At 40.8% G+C, this 21,374-nt stretch carries 20 protein-coding genes; 10 read left to right on the top strand and 10 right to left on the bottom strand.

What is annotated here, in order from left to right; genetic code table 11:
- Positions 1–16: 16 nt before the first annotated feature.
- The gene (locus ACU6U9_RS01125) at positions 17–1,285 is read right to left on the bottom strand and encodes a D-amino acid dehydrogenase (protein ID WP_446733248.1); all 1,269 of its coding nucleotides are present in this window, start codon (positions 1,283–1,285) and stop codon (positions 17–19) included.
- Positions 1,286–1,426: 141 nt separating this feature from the next.
- Here ACU6U9_RS01125 and ACU6U9_RS01120 point away from each other — a divergent pair, with 141 nt between their 5' ends.
- From ACU6U9_RS01120 to ACU6U9_RS01095, 6 genes are all read left to right on the top strand, one after another.
- Positions 1,427–1,924, top strand: coding sequence for a winged helix-turn-helix transcriptional regulator (locus ACU6U9_RS01120; protein WP_446733247.1), 498 nt, complete (start codon positions 1,427–1,429; stop codon positions 1,922–1,924).
- A gap of 48 nt (positions 1,925–1,972) precedes the next feature.
- Positions 1,973–2,137, top strand: coding sequence for a hypothetical protein (locus tag ACU6U9_RS01115; RefSeq protein WP_446733246.1), 165 nt, complete (start codon positions 1,973–1,975; stop codon positions 2,135–2,137).
- Positions 2,138–2,294: 157 nt separating this feature from the next.
- Positions 2,295–3,389 (top strand): 3-deoxy-7-phosphoheptulonate synthase, encoded by a 1,095-nt coding sequence (locus tag ACU6U9_RS01110; RefSeq protein WP_446733245.1) that lies wholly within the window; start codon positions 2,295–2,297, stop codon positions 3,387–3,389.
- A 225-nt stretch (positions 3,390–3,614) separates the two neighbouring features.
- Entirely contained in the window at positions 3,615–4,166 is a 552-nt protein-coding gene (locus ACU6U9_RS01105) for a GNAT family N-acetyltransferase (protein WP_446733244.1), read from the top strand.
- Positions 4,167–4,202: 36 nt separating this feature from the next.
- Positions 4,203–4,601 carry an acyl-CoA thioesterase gene (locus ACU6U9_RS01100; RefSeq protein WP_446733243.1) on the top strand — a complete coding sequence of 133 codons (399 nt, stop codon included), beginning with the start codon at positions 4,203–4,205 and terminating at the stop codon, positions 4,599–4,601.
- A gap of 190 nt (positions 4,602–4,791) precedes the next feature.
- Positions 4,792–5,175 (top strand): VOC family protein, encoded by a 384-nt coding sequence (locus tag ACU6U9_RS01095; protein ID WP_446733242.1) that lies wholly within the window; start codon positions 4,792–4,794, stop codon positions 5,173–5,175.
- A gap of 75 nt (positions 5,176–5,250) precedes the next feature.
- Here the strand turns inward: ACU6U9_RS01095 and ACU6U9_RS01090 are convergent, their stop codons facing one another.
- Complete coding sequence (locus ACU6U9_RS01090; protein WP_446733241.1) at positions 5,251–5,901, bottom strand: DUF2959 domain-containing protein; 651 nt, start codon at positions 5,899–5,901, stop codon at positions 5,251–5,253.
- A 294-nt stretch (positions 5,902–6,195) separates the two neighbouring features.
- Here ACU6U9_RS01090 and ACU6U9_RS01085 point away from each other — a divergent pair, with 294 nt between their 5' ends.
- The gene (locus ACU6U9_RS01085; protein ID WP_446733240.1) at positions 6,196–6,354 is read left to right on the top strand and encodes a YqaE/Pmp3 family membrane protein; all 159 of its coding nucleotides are present in this window, start codon (positions 6,196–6,198) and stop codon (positions 6,352–6,354) included.
- Between the two features lie 517 nt (positions 6,355–6,871).
- On the opposite strand, the gene ACU6U9_RS01080 is transcribed toward ACU6U9_RS01085, so the two are convergent.
- From ACU6U9_RS01080 to ACU6U9_RS01060, 5 genes are all read right to left on the bottom strand, one after another.
- The gene (locus ACU6U9_RS01080; RefSeq protein WP_446733239.1) at positions 6,872–8,542 is read right to left on the bottom strand and encodes a phage baseplate assembly protein V; all 1,671 of its coding nucleotides are present in this window, start codon (positions 8,540–8,542) and stop codon (positions 6,872–6,874) included.
- The gene (locus ACU6U9_RS01075) at positions 8,511–9,491 is read right to left on the bottom strand and encodes a contractile injection system protein, VgrG/Pvc8 family (RefSeq protein WP_446733238.1); all 981 of its coding nucleotides are present in this window, start codon (positions 9,489–9,491) and stop codon (positions 8,511–8,513) included. The genes ACU6U9_RS01080 and ACU6U9_RS01075 overlap by 32 nt, the downstream gene beginning before the upstream one ends.
- A gap of 166 nt (positions 9,492–9,657) precedes the next feature.
- On the bottom strand, positions 9,658–10,062 hold the full coding sequence (locus tag ACU6U9_RS01070) for a DUF4150 domain-containing protein (RefSeq protein ID WP_446733237.1): 405 nt from the start codon (positions 10,060–10,062) through the stop codon (positions 9,658–9,660).
- Positions 10,063–10,548: 486 nt separating this feature from the next.
- The gene (locus tag ACU6U9_RS01065) at positions 10,549–11,832 is read right to left on the bottom strand and encodes an NAD(P)/FAD-dependent oxidoreductase (RefSeq protein WP_446733236.1); all 1,284 of its coding nucleotides are present in this window, start codon (positions 11,830–11,832) and stop codon (positions 10,549–10,551) included.
- Positions 11,833–12,078: 246 nt separating this feature from the next.
- Positions 12,079–13,008, bottom strand: a complete 930-nt coding sequence (locus tag ACU6U9_RS01060) for a LysR family transcriptional regulator (RefSeq protein ID WP_446733235.1) — start codon at positions 13,006–13,008, stop codon at positions 12,079–12,081.
- A 142-nt stretch (positions 13,009–13,150) separates the two neighbouring features.
- Here ACU6U9_RS01060 and ACU6U9_RS01055 point away from each other — a divergent pair, with 142 nt between their 5' ends.
- A complete protein-coding gene (locus ACU6U9_RS01055) occupies positions 13,151–14,608 on the top strand; it encodes an NAD-dependent succinate-semialdehyde dehydrogenase (protein WP_446735042.1) in 1,458 nt (485 codons plus the stop codon).
- A gap of 86 nt (positions 14,609–14,694) precedes the next feature.
- Complete coding sequence (locus ACU6U9_RS01050) at positions 14,695–16,044, top strand: aminotransferase (protein WP_446733234.1); 1,350 nt, start codon at positions 14,695–14,697, stop codon at positions 16,042–16,044.
- 78 nt (positions 16,045–16,122) lie between these two features.
- Here the strand turns inward: ACU6U9_RS01050 and ACU6U9_RS01045 are convergent, their stop codons facing one another.
- Together ACU6U9_RS01045 and ACU6U9_RS01040 are read right to left on the bottom strand one after the other, a co-directional pair.
- Positions 16,123–17,127 (bottom strand): DUF6976 family protein, encoded by a 1,005-nt coding sequence (locus ACU6U9_RS01045; protein WP_446733233.1) that lies wholly within the window; start codon positions 17,125–17,127, stop codon positions 16,123–16,125.
- Between the two features lie 24 nt (positions 17,128–17,151).
- Complete coding sequence (locus ACU6U9_RS01040; protein ID WP_446733232.1) at positions 17,152–18,294, bottom strand: hypothetical protein; 1,143 nt, start codon at positions 18,292–18,294, stop codon at positions 17,152–17,154.
- Between the two features lie 221 nt (positions 18,295–18,515).
- On the opposite strand from ACU6U9_RS01040, the gene ACU6U9_RS01035 reads away from it, so the two are divergent.
- Positions 18,516–20,252: an aldehyde dehydrogenase family protein gene (locus ACU6U9_RS01035; protein WP_446733231.1), complete on the top strand. Its 1,737-nt coding sequence runs from the start codon at positions 18,516–18,518 to the stop codon at positions 20,250–20,252.
- A gap of 99 nt (positions 20,253–20,351) precedes the next feature.
- Here the strand turns inward: ACU6U9_RS01035 and ppa are convergent, their stop codons facing one another.
- Positions 20,352–20,888, bottom strand: a complete 537-nt coding sequence (gene ppa / locus ACU6U9_RS01030; protein ID WP_446733230.1) for an inorganic diphosphatase — start codon at positions 20,886–20,888, stop codon at positions 20,352–20,354.
- Positions 20,889–21,374: the final 486 nt, after the last annotated feature.

Here is a 21,374-nt window from a genome sequence, read left to right as displayed (position 1 = left end):
GCAGCACTAATAAATTTCATAATGTTAAGCGTAATAAACGCTCGATGGATAAACCTTCTGGATCAATGTCAGGCGTTTTTTGATTAATAATATCGCTGACAAATTTTGCAGAACCCAGTGACATGGTCCAGCCCAATGTACCGTGACCAGTATTAAGGTATAAATTAGAGTAAGTTGTGCCGCCAAGCACAGGGGTGCTGTCTGGTGTCATAGGGCGCAGGCCTGTCCAAAATTCAGCTTTGCTTACATCAGTGGCACCGGGAAACATATCTTGAATCACAAAGTCCACACTGGCACGACGTTTAGTGGGGCATTCTAAATTGTACGATGCGATCTCGGCAGTACCGCCCACGCGAATGCGATCTTTAAAACGAGTAACCGCGACCTTGTATGTTTCATCCATTATGGTGGATTGCGGCGCGCGGCTTTCGTCTTCAATGGGAAGTGTGAGTGAATACCCTTTTATCGGGTAGATAGGCACATTAATACCAACGGTTTTTAATACCTGTGGTGAGTAGCTACCCAGAGCGCACAAAAATGCGTCCGCCATCACGACCCCCGCATCAGTTGTTACACTGGTAATTTTTCCACCGGCGGCATTTAAGCGTTCAATGCGGGTGTCCATCATAAAATTCACGCCCAGTTTTTTACATTCTTCCGCAAGCGCGGTGGTGAATTTAAAACAGTCACCGGTTTCATCGCCGGGTAATCTTAAACCGCCAACAAATTTTTCTTTTACATGGGCCAGTGCGGGTTCGTATTCAATGCAGCCATTCATGTCGAGTGCTTGGTGTTTAATGCCTAAATCTTGTAATACCTTAATGTCTTTTTGCAACGCATCAACCTGCTTTTGCTTACGAAACAGCTGTAATGTTCCGCGTTGGCGGGCGTCATAATCTAGGTTTAATTCTTTGCGGATATCCACAAAGCAATCGCGGCTGTATTCTGCAATGCGCAACATACGGGCCTTGTTGGTTTGATAAGAGCGGGTATTGCAGTTGGCCAACATCTTAGTCATCCAAGAAAGGGTGTAACCGTCGAGCTCTTTAAGATTAATCATGAAGGGTGCTAAGTCTTGCAGCATCCAGCCAATGGCTTTGATGGGGACACCAGGTGCCGCCCATGGTGAGCTATAACCAGGTGAAATCATGCCCGCGTTGCCATGGCTGGTCTCTTGCGCCACGCTGCTTTGGCGGTCAATTACGGTGACTTGATGCCCTGATTTCGCTAAATACCAAGCGCTGGCTACGCCTAATACACCGCCACCTAATATCGTAATGTGCATGATCGCCTCGAGAAACCGTATTATTGTTAGTATTGATAACGGCTAGTTTAGGTGAAAAATATGAGAATAATGCTTTGATTTTTATCTAATAAAAGGATAAAACACTCCATATGTAATTTTATGCAGTGAAAAAGGTTGCTGATGAAGAACTTGAAAAAAAGAGAATTAGACCGGCTAGATATGAATATTTTGCGGGCACTGCAAAATGATGCTCGTATAAGTTATGTGGATTTGGCCGAAAAGGTGGGCCTAAGCTCGACCCCTTGTATTGAGCGAGTGAAGCGCTTAGAAAAAGATGGTTACATTGAAGGCTATTACACCCGCTTAAACCCAGAAGCACTGGGCTTTAGTATGCTGGTTTTTGTGGAGATATCTTTGTCATATCAATCACCAGATGCTTTTTTAGCATTTAATCAGGCGGTAAAAAAACTGCCCTATATTTTAGAGTGCCATTTGGTATCGGGTGATGCTGATTACCTAATAAAAGCCCGTATTGATGGCATGTCTGAGTATCGGGCGCTATTGGGCGATATGCTACTCACTTTGCCAGGGGTGAAGCATTCTAAGAGTTATATCGTGATGGAAGAGGTCAAAGAAACACAGTCGTTACCACTCGAATTTAGACAAAAAAAATCTTAAAGTAAAAACAGTCTTGCAAAATAAACGCATGGGTTTATGATAAAAAGTATGAAAACATTGATGACTACGATTAAAAGCAACTTAAACTCCCGCATGGTAAGCCTTGCGAGTGTTTCAGCGTGCGTGCAAAAAGTAGTAACCTTAATGGCGTCTTATTGGTATTCGGTTGTGTTTTATTTTGGCTATTTTAGCCAAATGCCGAATCGCCATTGAGATATAACTAAATAATTGGCAGTTCGGCTCAATCAGCCGACTGCCTAAAAACCCCGATTAGCAGTCAGCTGATCGGGGTTTTTTTTTAGCGGTCATTTGATCGACACATAAATCAAATACAAATAGGGGAAAACTTAAAAAATGAAAGGAAAACAATATGCAATCGGCTCAAGCCTCAGCGCTCAAGACACAAGACATTAGCTTAAACGAATCAAATGTTTCGACACGGGCACTGCCATCCCCAAACGTGCTAAAGCAAAATTTAGGGTTAAGTGAGGCACTGCGTTCTCAAGTTGAGGATCACAGACAACAGTTACGAGATATTTTAGACGGTAAAGATGATCGACTACTCGTCATAACCGGTCCTTGTTCGTTGCACGATGAAATTGCCGCATTAGATTATGCACGTCGCTTAAAGCATTTAAGTGATCAAGTCAGCGATAAAATGCTCATTGTTATGCGTGCTTACGTTGAAAAACCCCGCACCACCACAGGTTGGAAAGGCTTAGCCTATGACCCTGATCGTGATGGTAAGGGCGATATTGAACAAGGTTTACGCCGTTCACGTGCACTCATGCTAAAACTCGTCGAGCAAGGCTTGCCATTGGCAACAGAAGCGTTAAACCCAATGACAATGATGTACTTAGACGATGTCATCACATGGACAGCTATTGGTGCACGTACAGCCGAATCACAAGTACATCGTGAAATGATAAGCCATTTAACCATGCCCGTAGGCATTAAAAACGGTACGGACGGCTCCGTTGATACAGCGGTTAACGCCATGATATCGGCCAGTCGAGAGCATCATTGCTTAGGTATGGATGCCCACGGAAATATTGCCATGCTCGATACACCAGGGAACCCAGATACCCATGTTGTATTACGTGGCGGGCGCAACATCACAAATTACGATGAAGCGAGCATTGCAAAGACGCTCACTCAATTGCAAAAAGCAAAAGCGGGTAACTCATTGCATGCAAAAGTAATCGTTGATTGCTCCCATGATAATTCACAAAAAAACCATGATAAACAATTACAAATTGCACAAGAAGTTGTGCAGCAAATCCTTAACGGCAATAAAAATATCAGTGGCATCATGTTAGAAAGCTTCATTGAAGCGGGTAAACAATCCATGGAAGGTTGTGAACATGATGGCTGTTTAAAATACGGCATGTCGATAACCGATGCGTGTATTAGTTGGGAGCAAACCCAAACCTTAATTGACCAGTTAAGTGATATGTTAGATTAGCGAGTGTTTTAATCTACTTTATATTAGCATCTGTTTTATCGCTGAGTGCCTAAATAATTTTATATGGCTGTTATGACTTTGCAGTTTAGGGTAGTAGGGTTTTCGATTTTTTGTGTAGATTTAAATAGTGAAAACCTAGTCTCTGTCTTTGTGCATAAGTAAACGGATGATGCAGTTTACTTGTTCTTGTTTTAGTAAAATGAAGTCACCGTTAAAAGGTAAAAAATGGAAACCCAGCGATTGACCTTAAGGCAATGGAAAGAGAGCGACTTGCCAATTTACGCATCTATGAATGCGAACCCTGACGTGATGCATTACTTTCCATCGGTTTTAACAGAAAACCAAAGTAATGCTCAAGCGCAAAGAGGTCAGCTAGCAATCGATAAACAAGGCTGGGGGTTTTGGGCGGTAGAAATTAAGGCCTCAGGCCAATTTATCGGGTTTGTAGGGCTGAATAACATAGTTGAAGAGAGTGGGTTCCCTAATGCACCATTTGTCGAAATTGGCTGGCGATTGAGCAATGATCACTGGGGGAAAGGCTATGCAACCGAGGCGGCAAAAGAGTCGTTAAAATATGCGTTTGATTGCCTGCAATTACAGAAAGTTTGTGCGTTTACTGCTTTGCAAAATCTCCCTTCGAGACGCGTAATGGAAAAACTGGGAATGCATGATAATAAGCAAACGTTTTATCATCCAGCGTTAGCTGAATCCCATGAGTTATCAAAGCACTGTCTGTATACAATAACTAAATCACAATGGGCGGCGAATATACGTTAGTATTTCACAGTCAATCAAATTTAAAGAGCTTTTAAAATGCTTTCACATATTATTGTTCCACGGTTTAGTGATACAGATGCTCTTGGGCACATTAGTAATACGGCTTTCCCCATTTGGTTTGAAGAAGCGCGTACGCCTCTGTTTGAAATATGCCACCCATCATTAGATGTTAAATCTTGGCCATTAATTATTGCGAGAATAGAACTTGATTTACTTGCCCAAACATACTGGGGTGATAATGTAGAAATCAAAACCTATATCAGTAAATTAGGTAATTCTTCTTGCCATGTGAGTCATGAAGCATGGCAAAGGGGTAAAATTGTTGCGAAAGGTTTAGCCGTTATGATTTATTTTGATTATAAAAATGAAAAAGCCATGGCGCTACCCGATGATGTACGTGCTAAGTTAACAGAGCATCTGAGCGATAAGACATAGGGTACATAAACTGAACATTGATTGATCTAATAATGAACATGATATTTACTCAGTTAAAACTGGCCTAAAGCGCGGTGCATATTTAACATTCGAACAGTGTTATTCGGCATCATAGGTATTTAATTTTATTTATTTGTTGAATACTGGATTACGCGGTTTCAAGTAATGAATAGCAAAAAGGCGAAAAACTATGTTTAGTCATGTAGCGTTAGGGGCAAATGATCTTGAAGTCTCAAAGCAATTCTACGATGCTACTTTGGGGGCATTAGGCTACAGCGAAGGCGTTATGGACCCAAAAGGTCGTTATTTTTATACGTCGAGCAAGGGAATATTTATCTTAACCAAACCCATTGATGGCGAGGACGCTTGCCATGGTAATGGCAGTACGATTGGATTTTCGAGTTCTACCATAGCACTCGTTGATGCATGGCATCAGGCTGGTATTGATAATGGGGGGATGAGTTGTGAAGAGCCTCCTGGTGTACGTGAAGGCGGTCCGTTTAAATTATATTTAGCGTATTTACGGGATCCTTCTGGGAATAAAATTTGCGCTCTGCATCGCATGGAATCTTAAATAAAAAGCCCCAGTTTAACTGGGGCTTTTTTAGCTCTTTAAGAGTCGTGTGATTTACTCCTGATTTTATGTATATTAACTCTTTTCAAGTTGCGCAATAAAGGCTTCTGACTCTGCAATGGATTTTTCCATATCTTTAACTAAACGCGATACATTGCCTTGGATATTAGCTAGCTCACCCTTCATTGTGTTGATGGCTTGTGCATTTAAATTATGTTTTAAAAATAATGTTTGATCTCTTAGTGCGGATAATACCGGCTCTATTTTACTTTCTGCCCGACGCATAGAGCGCATTAGCTGTTTATATTTGGTTTTTGTATCGTTAAGTTGTTGCTTACTTTGATTCTTCAAGCTTTTATTTGTGTATAGATCAAGCTCATCGTACCATTCATCGAACAGTGCTTCTGCAACTTCTTTGATTTCGTCAATCCTTTCACTTACCTTAATGGACGACTTTTCGGCTTCTAGATACTCCGAATTAATGATGTCATATTTTTCTTGTAAATCAGAATCCTCTACACTTAATACTGATTGAAAGCGCTCTAATGCTGACTTGAACGTTTCTTTTGCTTCGACCTGAGAATCCCTTGCATTACCTACTCGATCAACAAGAATATCTCGTTTATGTATGCCTACTTTTTCCATAGCACTAAAGTAAACGGATTCACATGCCGTTAGGCATAAACAAAGTATCAGTAGTGGTATTCTTTTATGTAACGAATGCATTCATCGATTCCTATTGTTGTGAGTGAAGTTTTAACCAATTTAAGATAGATTCAATGGATAAGCCGTTATTGGCTTTATTTAAGTATGGTCGATACTCATTGTGATCATAACGTAAATAGACTTACATATCATGTAAACTGATTTTTAGCCTGCATTTAGCAAAAATTCTAAATTATCTAAGTCAAAAAATAATCTGGCTGATTCTCATATTGGCAATGGGATAGCATTATTTAATGATTTTATGTTAGATTTATGCCTCGCCACATCATTCACTTCATTATTTAAGGGAAAGTTATGGATATTTTTCGAATTATTTTTGCAGTTTTATTGCCACCATTAGGTGTGTTTTTGCAAGTAGGGATAGGGAAGCACTTCTGGATTAACATCATTCTAACTTTGTTAGGATATTTCCCGGGCATTATTCACGCAATTTATATCATTGGTAAAAAATAAAACACCCATATTATGATTTGTAAGAAGAATGGCGCTATTGCGTGCATGTTTTTTACTTGGGAGATAAGCTATTAATTTAGCTTTATATGTGGCTTTAAATTGATCAATGATAGTATCGTCAATAGCAATTTTTGCGATGCTATTTTTTAAAAATTAATTTTTTTTACTTTATGGATTCAATTTACGGTTTCACTATTGAATTTAATTTATCTATGTCGATAAAGAATCATTAGCGGTTCTAATGGTTTTTTATAGACACGAATAAATCCCTTTTATTTATGACCAAACCTTATTGTAAAAATTATAATGAGACGCGATCATGGTAGTAAGCGGAATACAGAGCGTACAGCTTCTTTAGCCAATGTTTAGCAAGCCAGATTTATGTATTATGATAGGATTTTTAGTGCGAAGTATGAGAGTTACCTTTGTTTTGATTATTGATTCGACATCAATATTAAATATGGTAACTCTCTCTTTTTTAATGTCAAGTGCTAGGCTAAGTCTTGACTTATACAGTCTAGCCAAACATTGAAAGTTTTGAATTATTGATGTTTACTTTGCTTTTTTCTACTTTTGCTTTTTTAGTTTTCATTAAACTCACATCATCATCATTAATAACAACCTTTCTTTTTATTACGTTCATCTTACCGGTCTGAGATATTAGACCCTGTAAGGCGCTTTCGAATAATAAGCCACCAAAAATATCAATTTTTTCTCCTAAAAATATATCACCAGAGGCTCCCATAGATAAATTTTCAGAGCCTTGATCTTGCGACCTGATTTTCCCAATGTGAGAATTTATAATATCCCCAATCGAGACATTTTTTTGATCACCAGTGTGAAGACTATCTGTGTCTCCAGTTATAATATCTTTGATATTACCGATTGTAGTGTCTATGACATCCCCCGTTATTTGTGATTCGACATCGCCTAAAATAAACGCCTCAACATCTCCATGTGTGACCGTATCTAAGTTACCAACTATAAACTCTTTAGTATCGCCCGTCATTTCACTGGTTACGTCACCTTCATGAACATCTACTTTGTTACCTTTATGTAAATCGAAAGTATGGCCTATGGTCTTAGTGATTAAGTCATTTTTAGTGGGGGTTTTGCTAAAGCCTGCGAAAGGCGGTGTATTTAGTAAATCATTTGGCTTCTCTGCGATTGTATTGTTTTCAACATAGCAACCACCAAAATTGAACGTTTTATGTATACTGCCTTTGGGGCCAGACGACCAGTTATATGCATAACCTTCATGGTACGTGTAGGTATTGCCCCAGTCTTTTTGTATTAAACCGGCTAAGCGTTCATAGGCTGCAACACCACCTAATTCACCTTGTTCGCCTCTTGCTTTATCTGCTGCGCAGAAGTCATCTTTGTTAAGTTCAATATCAAAAGTTTCCCCATCCGTACTTGTTTGTGATGCATGGTTTTCAACATATTGAGAACCAAAGGAAAATGAGGCATTTGCTCCGTAGTTAAAGTCTACCCCTTCTCTCCACTGGTATTGATCTCCGTAAATGCGGTTAATATGAACATCCCCTTTTAACACATCGACTGGATGCCTTGGTGACTTTCCACCATCTACGTCGAGTTGTTGCAGCGCATTTTTATTGATGTGATCCTTCACTACAGCAGGATCAAATTCGCTTGTAATATGAAGCGTCTGGCTAGATTTAAGTGCTGCTGTATACAACATACCATCAGTTATTATTGCTGCATGATGTGGGTTCCCACTGGTAACAGGATGAATAAACGATTGAGAATTTTCTAATGCATTTAGAATATAGGGCCTATTGGGGTTTCCACCGACAAATCCAATTTGAACTTCTGTACCGGGTGTTAATGGCATATCAAGGTGATTATTGCGAGCAGTATGACTAGCATGGCGAATCCAGTTTGAAACCTTACCCGCTTCTGGGCTCATGAAATCAAAGCTGACTTGATACCGGCCTACTTCATTTCGTTGTGCTAATGTTTGATCGCTTGCGGCGGAATATACCCGTGCGGTAGTTGATACAATGTTGGGTATTTTTTCGTTCCGCTTGGGGCGGTATTGAGTTGTACTGGGAATGCCAGTAAATGAACACTGGTAATATGGCGGGCTATTCGCCAGAATTTGTGTTTGTGCAGAATCATCAAGGTTATTACCATTATGGGTGACGCTTACAATAAGGATTTGCAATTTCTTCAGTAGGCGTGCGAACCGTTAATATAAAGCCAGGCGTAATGCATGCAAGCCCTGAGGTGCCAGAATAAACAACAGCTTGAGACTGCAGTTCTTCTAAACGAATTTGAGCCAGATCTTCAGCTTCCTTTTTATTATCAACCCCTTCATTGACCATATTAATGCTGGCCTTTCCATTGGTTAGCTTGCCAGCCGTCCCTTGGAATCCTTCTCGTGCTTGGTCAGGGTTTGTTTCAGTAATCACCACACTGGTAGGGACGGTATTAAATTGTCTTTTTAGATTACGAATGGAATTGTAATTTTGACTAGGGTTTTTATTTTGATCTAAATTTATAACACCTATAGGCAGCATGTCATAGAGTGTATCATCCGCGAGTATTAGCTTACCGTCTTGGTCGTGATCAATATAATAATATACCCCCCAGTGTTCTGCTAAACGGGAAATAAATTGAAAGTTAGATTCGCTGTATTGGCATATAAAATCTTTAACAGGGTAATCGCCATTTAGAGAGAGTTGATGGTTCAAATTCAGGTCATTGCTTAATTCACCTCTTAAAATATCAGGAACGGTCGTATTGGTGAAAATATCGTACGACTGATTATGACACTGACGCCAAACGGCTGGCACTAAGGTTGCTGAATAATATTTATATTTTTTTTGTTGGGCTAACGGTTTTGGTGAATTTAGTGTTTTAAATTCCTCTTCTACTTGAATGAAAACCCCTTTAATAGTGTAATCGCTACGATTGCTTATATTTGTTACCAAGATTTTTATATCATCTTGAGTTAAAGATGCATGGTTGAGTTTGTTGGCGACTGATTCAACAATTTTAAAGCCAACTTTTATGCTAAATAACGTTGATATTGATTCTGTCCCTGATATGGACATGATTTCTAGCTCAGTTTTATAGGTGTCACTTGATAGCTCAAATTTAGGTTTTCTCATAAAAATATCCTTATTTTAATGGGGTTATAAATAGTCGATTATTCACTAAGTACTTTTAAGTCTAAAAAATTTTCCTATGGTCATCGTTTTAATTAAACGTTGGAATGACCATTAAATGAAAAATAATAGATTTATTTTTAATTACGACTAAATCGATAATTGTTTGTTATTTAAGAATGAGTATTTTCACTTGAGACGGTGATAGCGTGACCCCTACAGCGTTCATGCTGCTACCATTTTGACCTGTCATTGAGGTTAATCGTGCAGCAGGCTTTCCCCCAAAAAAAATAGAGGTACTGCCCATTAATACTTTTGTTGGCCCCATGACCTTCCCTGAAACAATCCCCCCTGCAACGCCTGGCAGGCCTCCAGCGCTCATGGGTATTTCAGTTCCTATCGTGTGACCAGGGGCGCCCGAAATTAGAATTTTACTCGCTATAGTGGAAGGGTTAGCTGTTGCCCCCATTGAAATATTCGGATAAGGGATTGGCACGATGGAAGGGCCTACCGGAGTTTTACATACATCGGGCATAGCCATGTTTGTGCCACCCAATTGACAATTTGCGAACATAATATTTCCTTATTTTATGTATTGTGCAGCCGCTGGTTTTTAAATGTCTACCAGTGTTGAGGCCTGTTTGTTGTCATGGTCTAAGTTGTTATTTTTATTATGAGCAGTACTTTGGCGAGGGTATTGTGCAATGAACCTAATACGCCATTACCCTTACCTCTATCGTTTTTATAAATAAATAGAGAAAAACAGTCTGTCTACTGTTATTTAATAAGGCAATAATAGTGGAATTCACTGTAAATCATATAGTGCAATTTAGGGTTATGCGTTTTGAAAGGCTGTCGTAAAAAATTAATAATGGTAGCTAAAGGCTTAGCCATTATGATTTATTCATTACTACGAAAATGAAAAGACGAATACCAGGTGCTATTCGCCAACCGCTAAGTAAGCATTTAAAGAATGAGTAGATGTATTTACATGAGCAAAAAAATACCCAGCCGTGCTGGGTATTTTTTATTTTTAATGCTTAAGTTCGAATGGGCTACTTTAAAAACCCATTTTATCGCGCAAATTATAGTAGAACGCGCCCATTGCGGTGAACGGTACACGGAAAGTGCGACCACCAGGGAATGGGTATTGCGGCAAGCCTGCAAATACATCAAAGCGTTGGCTGTCACCTGCAATCACTTCACTTAATACTTTACCGGCAAGATGGGTACACGTTAGGCCGTGACCTGAATAACCTTGCGCGTAATACATGTTTTTACCAATACGACCAAACTGGGGTAAACGCATTAATGTCAGTAAGAAATTACCTGTCCAGGCGAAATCCACTTTAGTACCCTTTAATTGAGGGAACGTTTTTAACATGTTGGGCACAATCATAGATTCAATTTTGCTTGGTTCGCGTGCACCGTACGTGACGCCGCCGCCATAAATTAAACGCCCTTCATTTGATAAACGGTAGTAATCTAAAAGATAGTTGCAGTCTTCTACGCAGTTATCTTTTGGTAATAATTGTTTTTGTTGTGCTTCGCTTAATACTTCAGTGGTGATCACTTGTGTGCCGCATGGAATGGCTTTTGATTGCAGCTTAGGGATCAAGCCACCTAAGTAAGCATTACCGGCCACAACAATATAATCACATGTGACACTGCCGTTTTGTGTATAAACAACAGGCTTGTCGCCTTCTTCGATGCGGATGACTTCAGAGTCTTCGTAAATCGTGCCGCCCATTGATTCAACCGCAGCTGCTTCACCAAGGGCTAAGTTTAATGGGTGGAAGTGACCACCTGATTTATCTAATAAGCCGCCGGTGTAACGTTCGGAGCCTACGTGTTCTTTAATTTTATCGGCACTTAATAATTCAAGGTCTTTGTGGCCATGGGCTTCCCATAAAGCTTTTTTGCTTTCTAATTCTTTAAGTTGTCTGTCGTTACAGGCTGCGAAAATACCACCATCTTTAAGATGGCAATCAATATTATATTGATCGGTAAAACGGCGAATAATGCGACCCCCTTCAAATGCCATTTTCCCCATTTGGGTGCCAACTTCTTTGCCATAATGTTTTTCGATGAAGTCGATGTCACGGCTATAAGAATGAACGATCTGACCGCCGTTTCGACCAGAAGCACCAAAGCCAATGCGTTTAGCTTCTAGTACGGTAACCGTAAACCCTTTTTCGGCAAGGTGAATTGCGGTTGATAAACCCGTAAAACCCGCTCCGATAACACAGATATCAGAAGTAATGTTGTCGTTTAACGATGGGCGTAAATTTTTATCATTGGCGGAATCAGCGTAATACGATGTTGTGTGTTCTGGGGTTGTCATTCTTTTACCTCGACCTAGGGTGCTTCTTACCTATCTAGGTTAGTTTATTAAGGCAACAAGCTTAGTTTTTAAGCTCAATTAATTCATGCTGTTACGATACTGCGCCAGTGGCAACGCTGATATACCCAGTAGGGGATATATTGTTTTAGCGCGTTCAACCACGGGGGTTATGCCGTTTTAGTAAGCGTAAAAATCGAGGCAATAGTGCGACTTTTTAATTAAATAAGCACGCATTATTTTTATGTTTTATAGCGGCTTTACTTGCTCTAAACATTGACGAAATTTCTCTATAATCATTTGATTTGGGTGAGAGCTACGATAGATGGCACTGAAGGTATTTGTATAACCATAACGTTGACTCAAAATGGGTTTCAGTTGCTTATCTAGCCCCCAATTATTCACCATGTGGGTCGGCAGCATGCCAAGATAGTGGCCACTTAAAATGAGTGTTGCACGGGCTTCTTGGTGGTGTGCTTTTGCGTGTTTTTCCCATTTGAGCATATCAGGGTGCATTTCTCGCCCTGGCATTAAGCGGGGGGACTCAACGAATTTATACGCCAATAAATCATTGGGCTTTATTTGACTGTCGTTTTTTTTATGCAGCGGGTGCCCTAGAGCACAATAAAGAGACATGTGTTCATCGAATAAGTTAACTTGTTTAAGTTCACTGAACGCTTGGGTGAGCACAGTAATGCCGATATCGATTTTTTTATCCAATACTGCGGTGGTGATTTCATCAGACGACAGGGTACTAATGTGAACATTGACATCAGGAGCAAGCTTAGAAAATAGGTCCAATGCATTCACAACACATGAGTCATGACCGCCCAGCATGTGTTCGGCAAAACCAAGGTGAAGCTGGCCAATTAAGCGGTTATGGCTGTGGTTAATTCGATTGCGAAAGCTATCGAGGGCCCCTAATAAGTCTAATGTTGCATCATAAACCACTTGGCCATGACTGGTGAGACTAAAGCCACTGCGCCCGCGCTCACACAGACGCATATCCAAGCGTTTTTCCAGATCAGATATATAGTTAGAGATAGTCGAGTTTGCTAAATTCAGTTGCAGTTCGGCTGCGGTAAACCCGCCGGCTTCAACCACCGACTTAAATACTCTCAGCAGACGCAGGTCGATGTCGGCTAGTTGACCCGAGATAGCGGCTTTTTTGCGGCCCATAAAGCATCCAGTAATTTGTTGTTTTACAATTGTATATTTAAATGTAAGTTATATTAAATCATTATATAAGCCAAAGAAATACTGCTTTATAAATCCATTCATAAACGCAAGGGCCGTTGGGCCATAAGGAATTCACATGAGTATTCAATTAAGCAATCCAAGCTTGTTACAGACTCAAGCCTTTATTAATGGTCAATGGTGCGATGCCGACAGTGGTAAGACCTTTGCCGTGGTGAATCCCGCCACAGGGGAAGAGATCGCCCAAGTGGCTGACTCAGGCCAAGGTGAAACCTTGCGCGCGATAGAGGCAGCAAAAGCGGCCATGCCAGCGTGGAAAGCAGAGCCAGCCAAAGTGCGTGCAGCGATTCTCGAAAAATGGCATGACTTAGTCATGGCTAATCAGGCCGACTTAGCAACGTTGATGACATTAGAGCAAGGTAAAACCTTAGCGGAGTCGTCAGGAGAAGTGGCTTATGGTGCGTCGTTTATTAAATGGTTTGCCGAAGAAAGCAAACGCATTTACGGCGACGTATTACAGGGAACACCGGATCGTCGCGGCATTGTGATCAAACAACCTATAGGTATTGTGGGAGCAATAACACCGTGGAACTTCCCAAATGCCATGATTACACGTAAAGCCGCACCGGCCTTAGCCGTGGGGTGTGCCATGGTATTAAAACCAGCCGCAGAAACACCGTTATCGGCGTTGGCATTAGCCGAACTAGCCAAGCAAGCGGGTTTGCCAGACGGTTTATTTAATGTGGTTGTGGGCACCGATGCACCCGCTATTGGCGGTGAATTAACGTCGAATCCTGACGTTAAAAAAGTCACCTTTACGGGTTCTACGCCGGTCGGCAAATTATTGATGAAACAATGCGCCGAAACAGTTAAGCGCACGTCCATGGAACTAGGCGGCAATGCTCCCGTGATTGTATTTGATGACGCTGACTTAGATGCTGCGGTGCAAGGTGCACTTATGTCTAAATACCGCAACTCTGGGCAAACCTGCATCTGTTCGAATCGCTTAATAGTACAGGAAGGTATTTACGATGCCTTTGTGGAAAAATTTACCAAGGCCGTTAATAACTTTAACTTTGGCAACGGTTTAGAAGATGGCACGACTCATGGGCCTGTGATTACTGAAAAAGCCATGAACGATATTCACGCGAAAGTCGAAAGCGCAGTGAAGCAAGGTGCGAAAGTCGTGACAGGTGGTAAACCAAAAGGTGGCAATGGTTATTTTTATGAGCCAACCATTTTAACCAATGTTGATCGCTCTATGCGGGTTTTTCGTGAAGAGATTTTTGGCCCAGTTGCCCCTATTTTTAAATTCAAAACCGAAGAAGAAGCCATTGAAATGGCCAATGACACTGAATTTGGTTTGGCTGCGTATTTTTACAGTGAAAACCTATCCCGTATTTGGCGTGTGGCCGAGAGCATTGATTATGGCATGGTGGGTGTAAACGAAACTGCCATTAGTTCTGAAGTCATTCCATTTGGTGGTGTGAAAGAGTCAGGCCAAGGGCGTGAAGGTTCTAAGTACGGTTTAGATGATTATTTAGAAATTAAATACATCTGTATCGGCGGTATAAATAAGTAGTACCAGCGAATAATATTATTAACGACAACGATGCATGCTTTGCATGGTTGTCTTTTTGAAACCTTGATTAGGTTATCGGAATCATCATGAGCACAATCATTTATCCAACTACAAATTTTAAACACACCGAAACATTAACCATCGAACGGGGTGAAGGTGTGTATGTTTACGATAACCAAGGTAATAAATATATCGAAGGCTTAGCGGGGCTTTGGTGTACGTCGTTAGGGTATGGCAACCAAGAAATCATTGATGCGACAACCGAGCAAATGAGTAAATTATCTTATTCGCATATGTTCGGTGGTAAGACGCACCAAGTTGGCATGGACTTGTCTGAAAAAATCTCGGCCATGGTACCAGTGGATAACGCCAAAGTATTTTTTGGCAATTCAGGTAGTGATGCCAATGACAGTCACATTAAGTTATTACGTTACTATTTTAATGCCATTGGCAAGCCAGAGAAATTTAAGATTATTTCGCGTGAGCGCTCTTACCATGGTGTAACAGTTGCGTCTGCGTCGTTAACCGGTTTACCACCTAATCATACTCATTTTGATTTGCCATTTGATGCGTTAGGTATTTTACGTACCGACGCACCACACTATTATCGTGGCAAAAAAGAAAACGAAACCGAAGTGCAATTTGTTGATCGTATTACTACTAATTTAGAAAACTTAATTTTAGAAGAAGGCCCTGAAACCATCGCTGCGTTTATTGCAGAGCCCATCACAGGTGCCAGCGGTGTTATCGTGCCACCTGCTGGTTATTATGAAAAAGTGCAGATGATTTTAGCTAAGTACGACATTCTATTTTGGGCTGACGAAGTGATTACGGGATTTGGTCGCACCGGTAACGATTTTGGTTCAACCACTATGGGTATTAAACCAGCCATGATGACATTGGCAAAACAATTATCATCTGCGTATATGCCTATTAGCGCATCAGTGATTCGCGGTGATATGTATGAGGCGATGATCGAACCTTCAAGTCAAGTCGGTGTTTTCGGACATGGTTATACTTACTCAGGGCATCCGGTTGCCTGCGCTGTATCACTTAAAGTATTAGAAATTTACGAGCGCGATAATATTTTTGAAAAAGCAGCCACTGTGGGTGAATACTTACAAAGTGAACTGCAAAAATTTGCAGACCACCCGCTTGTGGGAGAGATTCGTGGTGCCGGTATGATCGCAGCACTTGAGCTGGTGGCGAACAAGAAAACAGGTCAGCCTTTTGCTGGTGGTGTGATTGGCGGTTACGCTATGCAAGCTTGTCAGAATCACGGCATGATCACACGTGCGGTTGCGGGTTCATCTCTGGCGTTTTGCCCGCCATTGATTTGCACTCAAGCACATGTCGATGAAATGATGACAAAATTAGCAAAAGCGCTTGATGATACGTTAGCGTATGCAGTGAAAGAAAAACGGCTGGTGGCTTAATTTAAACATAATGTATCAAATATAAAAAACGGCCTCTATTGAGGCCGTTTTACGTTGAAAGCTTCGTTATTATATAACTTATGCGTTTTCAATCGTCATATAAACCAATGTTTGGTTAAGTAACTGGTAGGCGATTTCACCAAAGGTGATTGGCCCAGTTAAATTACCAGTTTGTTTGCCTTCAAGTTCTGAATATAAGAAGTTCAAGACACAGTTGCAGCCGAAACTGGCCTGATCTGTTTCTTGGCTTTTAATGGCTTGGTTGAAGCTAGACACATAATCATTAACAGGCGTTGCAAACTGGTATTCAACGTCAGCAAAAACCGGTGCATAAAGTGCCACATCTCCGCCGTTAATCGCTTGAACCGATACGTTTACATTAATGCCATTATAGTCGGCCACTAACGGCAAACGTGTATCAATGCCATTGTTATTGATGTATTGGGCAAAGTTTGTTTCTACGCCATCAATGAAACATGTATCGACATTAAAGTTGGTCGTTGGGAAAACAACTTTAGGGCCATTACCTTGTTCAAATAAATTCACAATGTGAATATTAGCAATTTGGTTAGCCGGTAACGGCACATGCATCGCAACCGCTTTATCGGCCATGGCCATGGCGCCAGGACCAAAAATGGTTTTAGCTTGATGCGTTTCTACATCATCCAAGTGAACGCCAGCAATCCAGCCCACTAGTGGTGAGAAAAACATATTAGGAAAACCTGGTGCGTTTTGCGCGTACTCTGCGTGCACACTGCTGCCTGCGGGTAAGATGGTAATAGTAAAACCATTATCGGGTGCGTCTTGTGCAATACGAGAAATGGACTTGGTATCGTAAGGTGTGATACGCGGTTGAGTATTGCCACTCAAACCTTCAATTGCATTTACAAAAATTTGTTCTTTGCTGACTAAGCCACCGTTTTCACTCATGAAGTAAGGAATGGTGCCACCAATCCAGTTACCGCTAGGCAGCTGAGATAAAAGTGACTCGTCAGCAGCGATAATTAAAAAATCACCTGATTCGATTCGATCAATGGTGCTGCTTAAATCTAATAGTTGGCTTGTAATCGTTACGTTTGACATATACTTCTCTTAATTCTGTGTGAATCAGCTAGCCATCGCTAGGTGCTGTTCTATTTGCTTCACTTCATTATTCAGCGAGCGTAAGTTACGAACAAAATATTGTTGAATCATTTCGCGGGCTTCGGCGTCATTGTCTGTTGTACGTGCTTTAACTAATAATAGTTTTAAAGCCATTTGACCAGACTCGATAAAAATTTTGCCTTGAATGATGTCACCCCAAATAGCATGCTCGCTATTTGGTAATTCCATATCATTATTTTGCTCATTTAACTGACGAACCATTTTTGAAATAGACAATAACTCAGGTCTAAGTTTGGCCATATTCTTTTTAAGATAGGACAGTAGTTCTTTGGCAATTTGAAATTTTTCATCTTGGTTAATATCGTTTTTACGATACAAACTTTTTAGCTGGGTGATGTATAAACTTAAACCGGTGTTTTTAGATAATAAATCCACTTCGCCACTTAAGATGCTGTGCCAAATGGGATGGTCAACTGTCAGTGTTACTTTTTTGTTTTGAGGTGACTGTGATGTTTGCTCGTTGGCTGCAACGGGTTTTGTTTCTATAACGCCAATTTGTGCGTATTCACTTTTTAGCTGCGTACGGTTTTTAATGAAAAATTGACGTAACGTTGCCACTGCATCCTGCATAACACTAGGATCATCTTTGCTGTTAAAACAAGACAACTCTAAACGTGACAGTAGGAACTTTAAAGAAGGTAGATTGGTTTTAAAGCTGACTTCGTGTTTGATGATATTTCGCCATACCGGGTCAGTTTGCAGTGGTAACTGGCTTTGTACTTGGGTTTCTTGCTGCTCTGTTTGACTATCAGAAATAATCTCGCTGACGAGTGTGCGATCAATACCGGTTAAACTATGGATTGTTTCAGAACTTAATTGCTTACTGGCGGCTAATAAAACGGTTTGCTGTAACTGATACGTATATTTACTGTGCTCAGGCCCAATAAACGCAGGCGGGTTTAAGGTACGGTGTTTTGAAAAAGTTTGGTGTGATGCTTGCATCTCAACAATGGTATCGAAGCGGCCGGTTTTAATGTGATGCCAACGAACTTTTTGAGTGCGTTGTCGCGTATTGCTAAACAAGCCTCTGGACTTGTTGACCATCTCTTCGATTTGAATCTCAAGAACTTCGTTCTCAAGGTCCATTATCATGTCCTTGATCTTAAAAGGGGGATAAATACCTAGTATTTGTTCCACTTCTCGCCGATTTAACCGTTCCATCTTACCTTCCTAGTTGAGAATATTTATTATTCATTATTCTTTTTCTTTATGGATAGCAATTCTAATCTAATGATTTGTTCTTACAAGTATTTTATGCTTATATTGCCGAAGACAATTAGAGTCAGCGCTCAACTAAGGAAAGTAAGATGGAAACTTTAAATTTTCGCCCAAATTTGGATCAATTAAATGGATTTTTGCCCTCAGAAGTTGCGGCTGGACACTGTCTTTTATCCCAAGGGAGTAAACCTTCCCATTGCTTTTATATTTTAAGTGGACAAGTGCAACTCGAGGTTTATGACAAAGAGCTTGATCGAAAAGCACGGTTATCGACCACGTTTGGCGCTGGCGATTGTATCGCAGCAAAAGAATTACTAAGCGATCAAGCATCACTGCATAACGTTATTGCCCATTCTGACATTGAGTTCATTACATTATCATTACTTGATCTACAAAAACTGCTAATAGAGCAGCCTAATTTTTATTCGCTGATTCTAAATACCCTCAGTAAACAAATAAATGTGGCGTTACAAAATGAGGCGAACGCGGCTTTAAATACTGCGCCGATTAAAGAAGTCGAATTCATTGTCAGTGGGGCTAATGATGCTCATAGTGGTATTCAAAACGTATCTGAATACGTAATAGATGATGCCATCATGGCCATTGCAGAAGCGGTGAACAATCAAGCTGAAAATCTAGCCAAATTAACCGTATTAGAAAGTGGGATGGGGGTGTTTGAACACAAAGTTAAAAAAATTAAATTAGGGACGCTTGCTGTTGCTGACGATTTAAAAGGTAAACCCGGTGTGGGCAGTATCATTGAGCAAAAAAATGGCACCACAGGGCTAGCCAGTAGCATGGGGGTCGTTTTTGCGATGATTCCGGTAACGAACCCTGTCGAGACGCTGACGTTTAAATGTTTAATTGCGCTTAAGTCGCGTAACGCGATTGTTATTAGTAGTCATCGAAAAGCGAAAAACGTTGGTAATCAAACTGTCGAAATTATTCAAAATACGTTAAAAAAATTAAACTTGCCTGTTAATTTAATTCAAACTTCTCAACAGCCTTCTTCTCGTGCTTTGACTCAAGCGTTTATGACTCATGAGCATGTGCATTTTATTTTAGCCACAGGTGGGCCTTCAATGGTGAAGTCGGCTTATCAGTCGGGCACACCGGCCATTGGTGTGGGCAAAGGCAATGCACCTGTATGGATTGAGAAAACATGCGATGTGCAAAAAGCTGCACACGATGTGGTCTTCAGTAAAAGCTTTGATAATGGCATTGTTTGTGGATCAGAAAATAATTTGTTAGTGGACGCCAGTATTTACAGTGATTTTTTACGTCATGCTACGGATACCGGCGCGGCTGTGCTGAATGATTTTGAAAGACATGCCTTATTGGATGTGGTGTTTCATGGTGATCATTTAGATAGCCGCTTTGTCGGAAAAAGTGCACAAGATATAAGTGATGAAGTAGGCATAAAACGGGATTATCCGATCAAGCTAATCTTGGCTGAAACACAAGGGCAGCCGGCCAATACACCTTTGCTAAAAGAAAAGTTACTGCCTGTACTATCGGTGACTAAGATTCACAGTGATGAGCAGGCAATGGATATCGCAAAAATGATTTTAGCCGACGAAGGTGCAGGTCATACCGCGATAATTCATAGCAAAAATGAATCACTGGTTAAGGCTTATGCGCAATGTGTTGATGTGAGTCGTGTGCTTGTAAACGGTGCGGGTACATTAGGCTGTATTGGTGCGAATAACGGATTGCAACTATCTTGGACTCTGGGGTGCGGAACTCAGGGTGGCGGTTCAACCGGTGATAATGTCAGCTATGAGCATTTGCTTAATATTAAGCGCATTGCTTACGCAAAAGCATAACGCGTCATTATGTTAAGTGGCTGAGATAATCTCTGATAATCATCGAAAAAAAAATCCCGCTATATTGAGCGGGCTTTTTTATATCAAAACAAATACGAATTATTTTGCTGTATTGTATGCTTCGATAGAGTCAATAATTGCTTTTTTAGCTTCAGCTGCGTCGCCCCAGCCTTCCACTTTTACCCACTTACCTTCTTCAAGGTCTTTGTAGTTCTCAAAGAAGTGAGCGATTTGATCACGCAGTAACTTAGGGACATCGTTAATATCGTGAATGTCATCGTACATTTTGGTTATTTTGGTGTGCGGCACGGCAAGCAATTTAGCGTCACCACCCGCTTCATCGGTCATGTTAAGGACGCCAACAGGGCGACAACGAATCACAGAACCTGCTTGTACTGGGTAAGGTGTAATGACAAGCACATCGAGCGCATCGCCATCGTCAGCTAGGGTGTCATTGATGAAACCATAGTTTGCTGGGTAGAACATAGGGGTCGCCATGAAGCGGTCAACTAATAGCGCGCCGCCCATATCTTTGTCGATTTCGTACTTGATTGGGCTTGAGTTGGCTGGGATCTCGATTGCTACATAGATATCTTCAGGCGCGTCTTTGCCTGCTGGGATTTGATCGAAGTTCATGGTGAAATCCTATATTAGTTACAGTTAACAAATTATTTAGATAATTATAACGCCACTGGCCCCTAGGGGCTAGGGGCTGTGAATCAGGGGGGATTGAGAATGTTATTCTGCTGGTAGCTCTATAGATAAGGATTTGATATCAACAATTACCGTAGAGTCATCGGCATTATAGGCGTCACCGATGGAGTTTACTGAGCTTTCTAAATTGACTAAATTAATATAGCCACTGTCAAGAAATCTATCATTTTGACTAGTGTTTATGTTTACGTATTTGGCATAAACATAAGCACGGGCTTTATTGATAATCGTTTGAAGCTTTGTGTGTTGGTTATTTAAAATTGTGAGCGTTAGAGTCCCATTCTCAGAGTCTATGCTCAGTGAGGGTTTGCGATTGATGCGCAGCTAGTACTTGAATTTCCATTGCTTCCACTGTGTTCATACACATAAATATATAAACTTATTTCAAACTCAGTATCGGAACTTGTA

It is taken from the genome of Pseudomonas sp. HK3 (genome assembly GCF_052920985.1).
The sequence above is the reverse complement of the archived record's forward strand: the minus strand, read 5'-3'. Positions and strand labels throughout refer to the sequence as shown.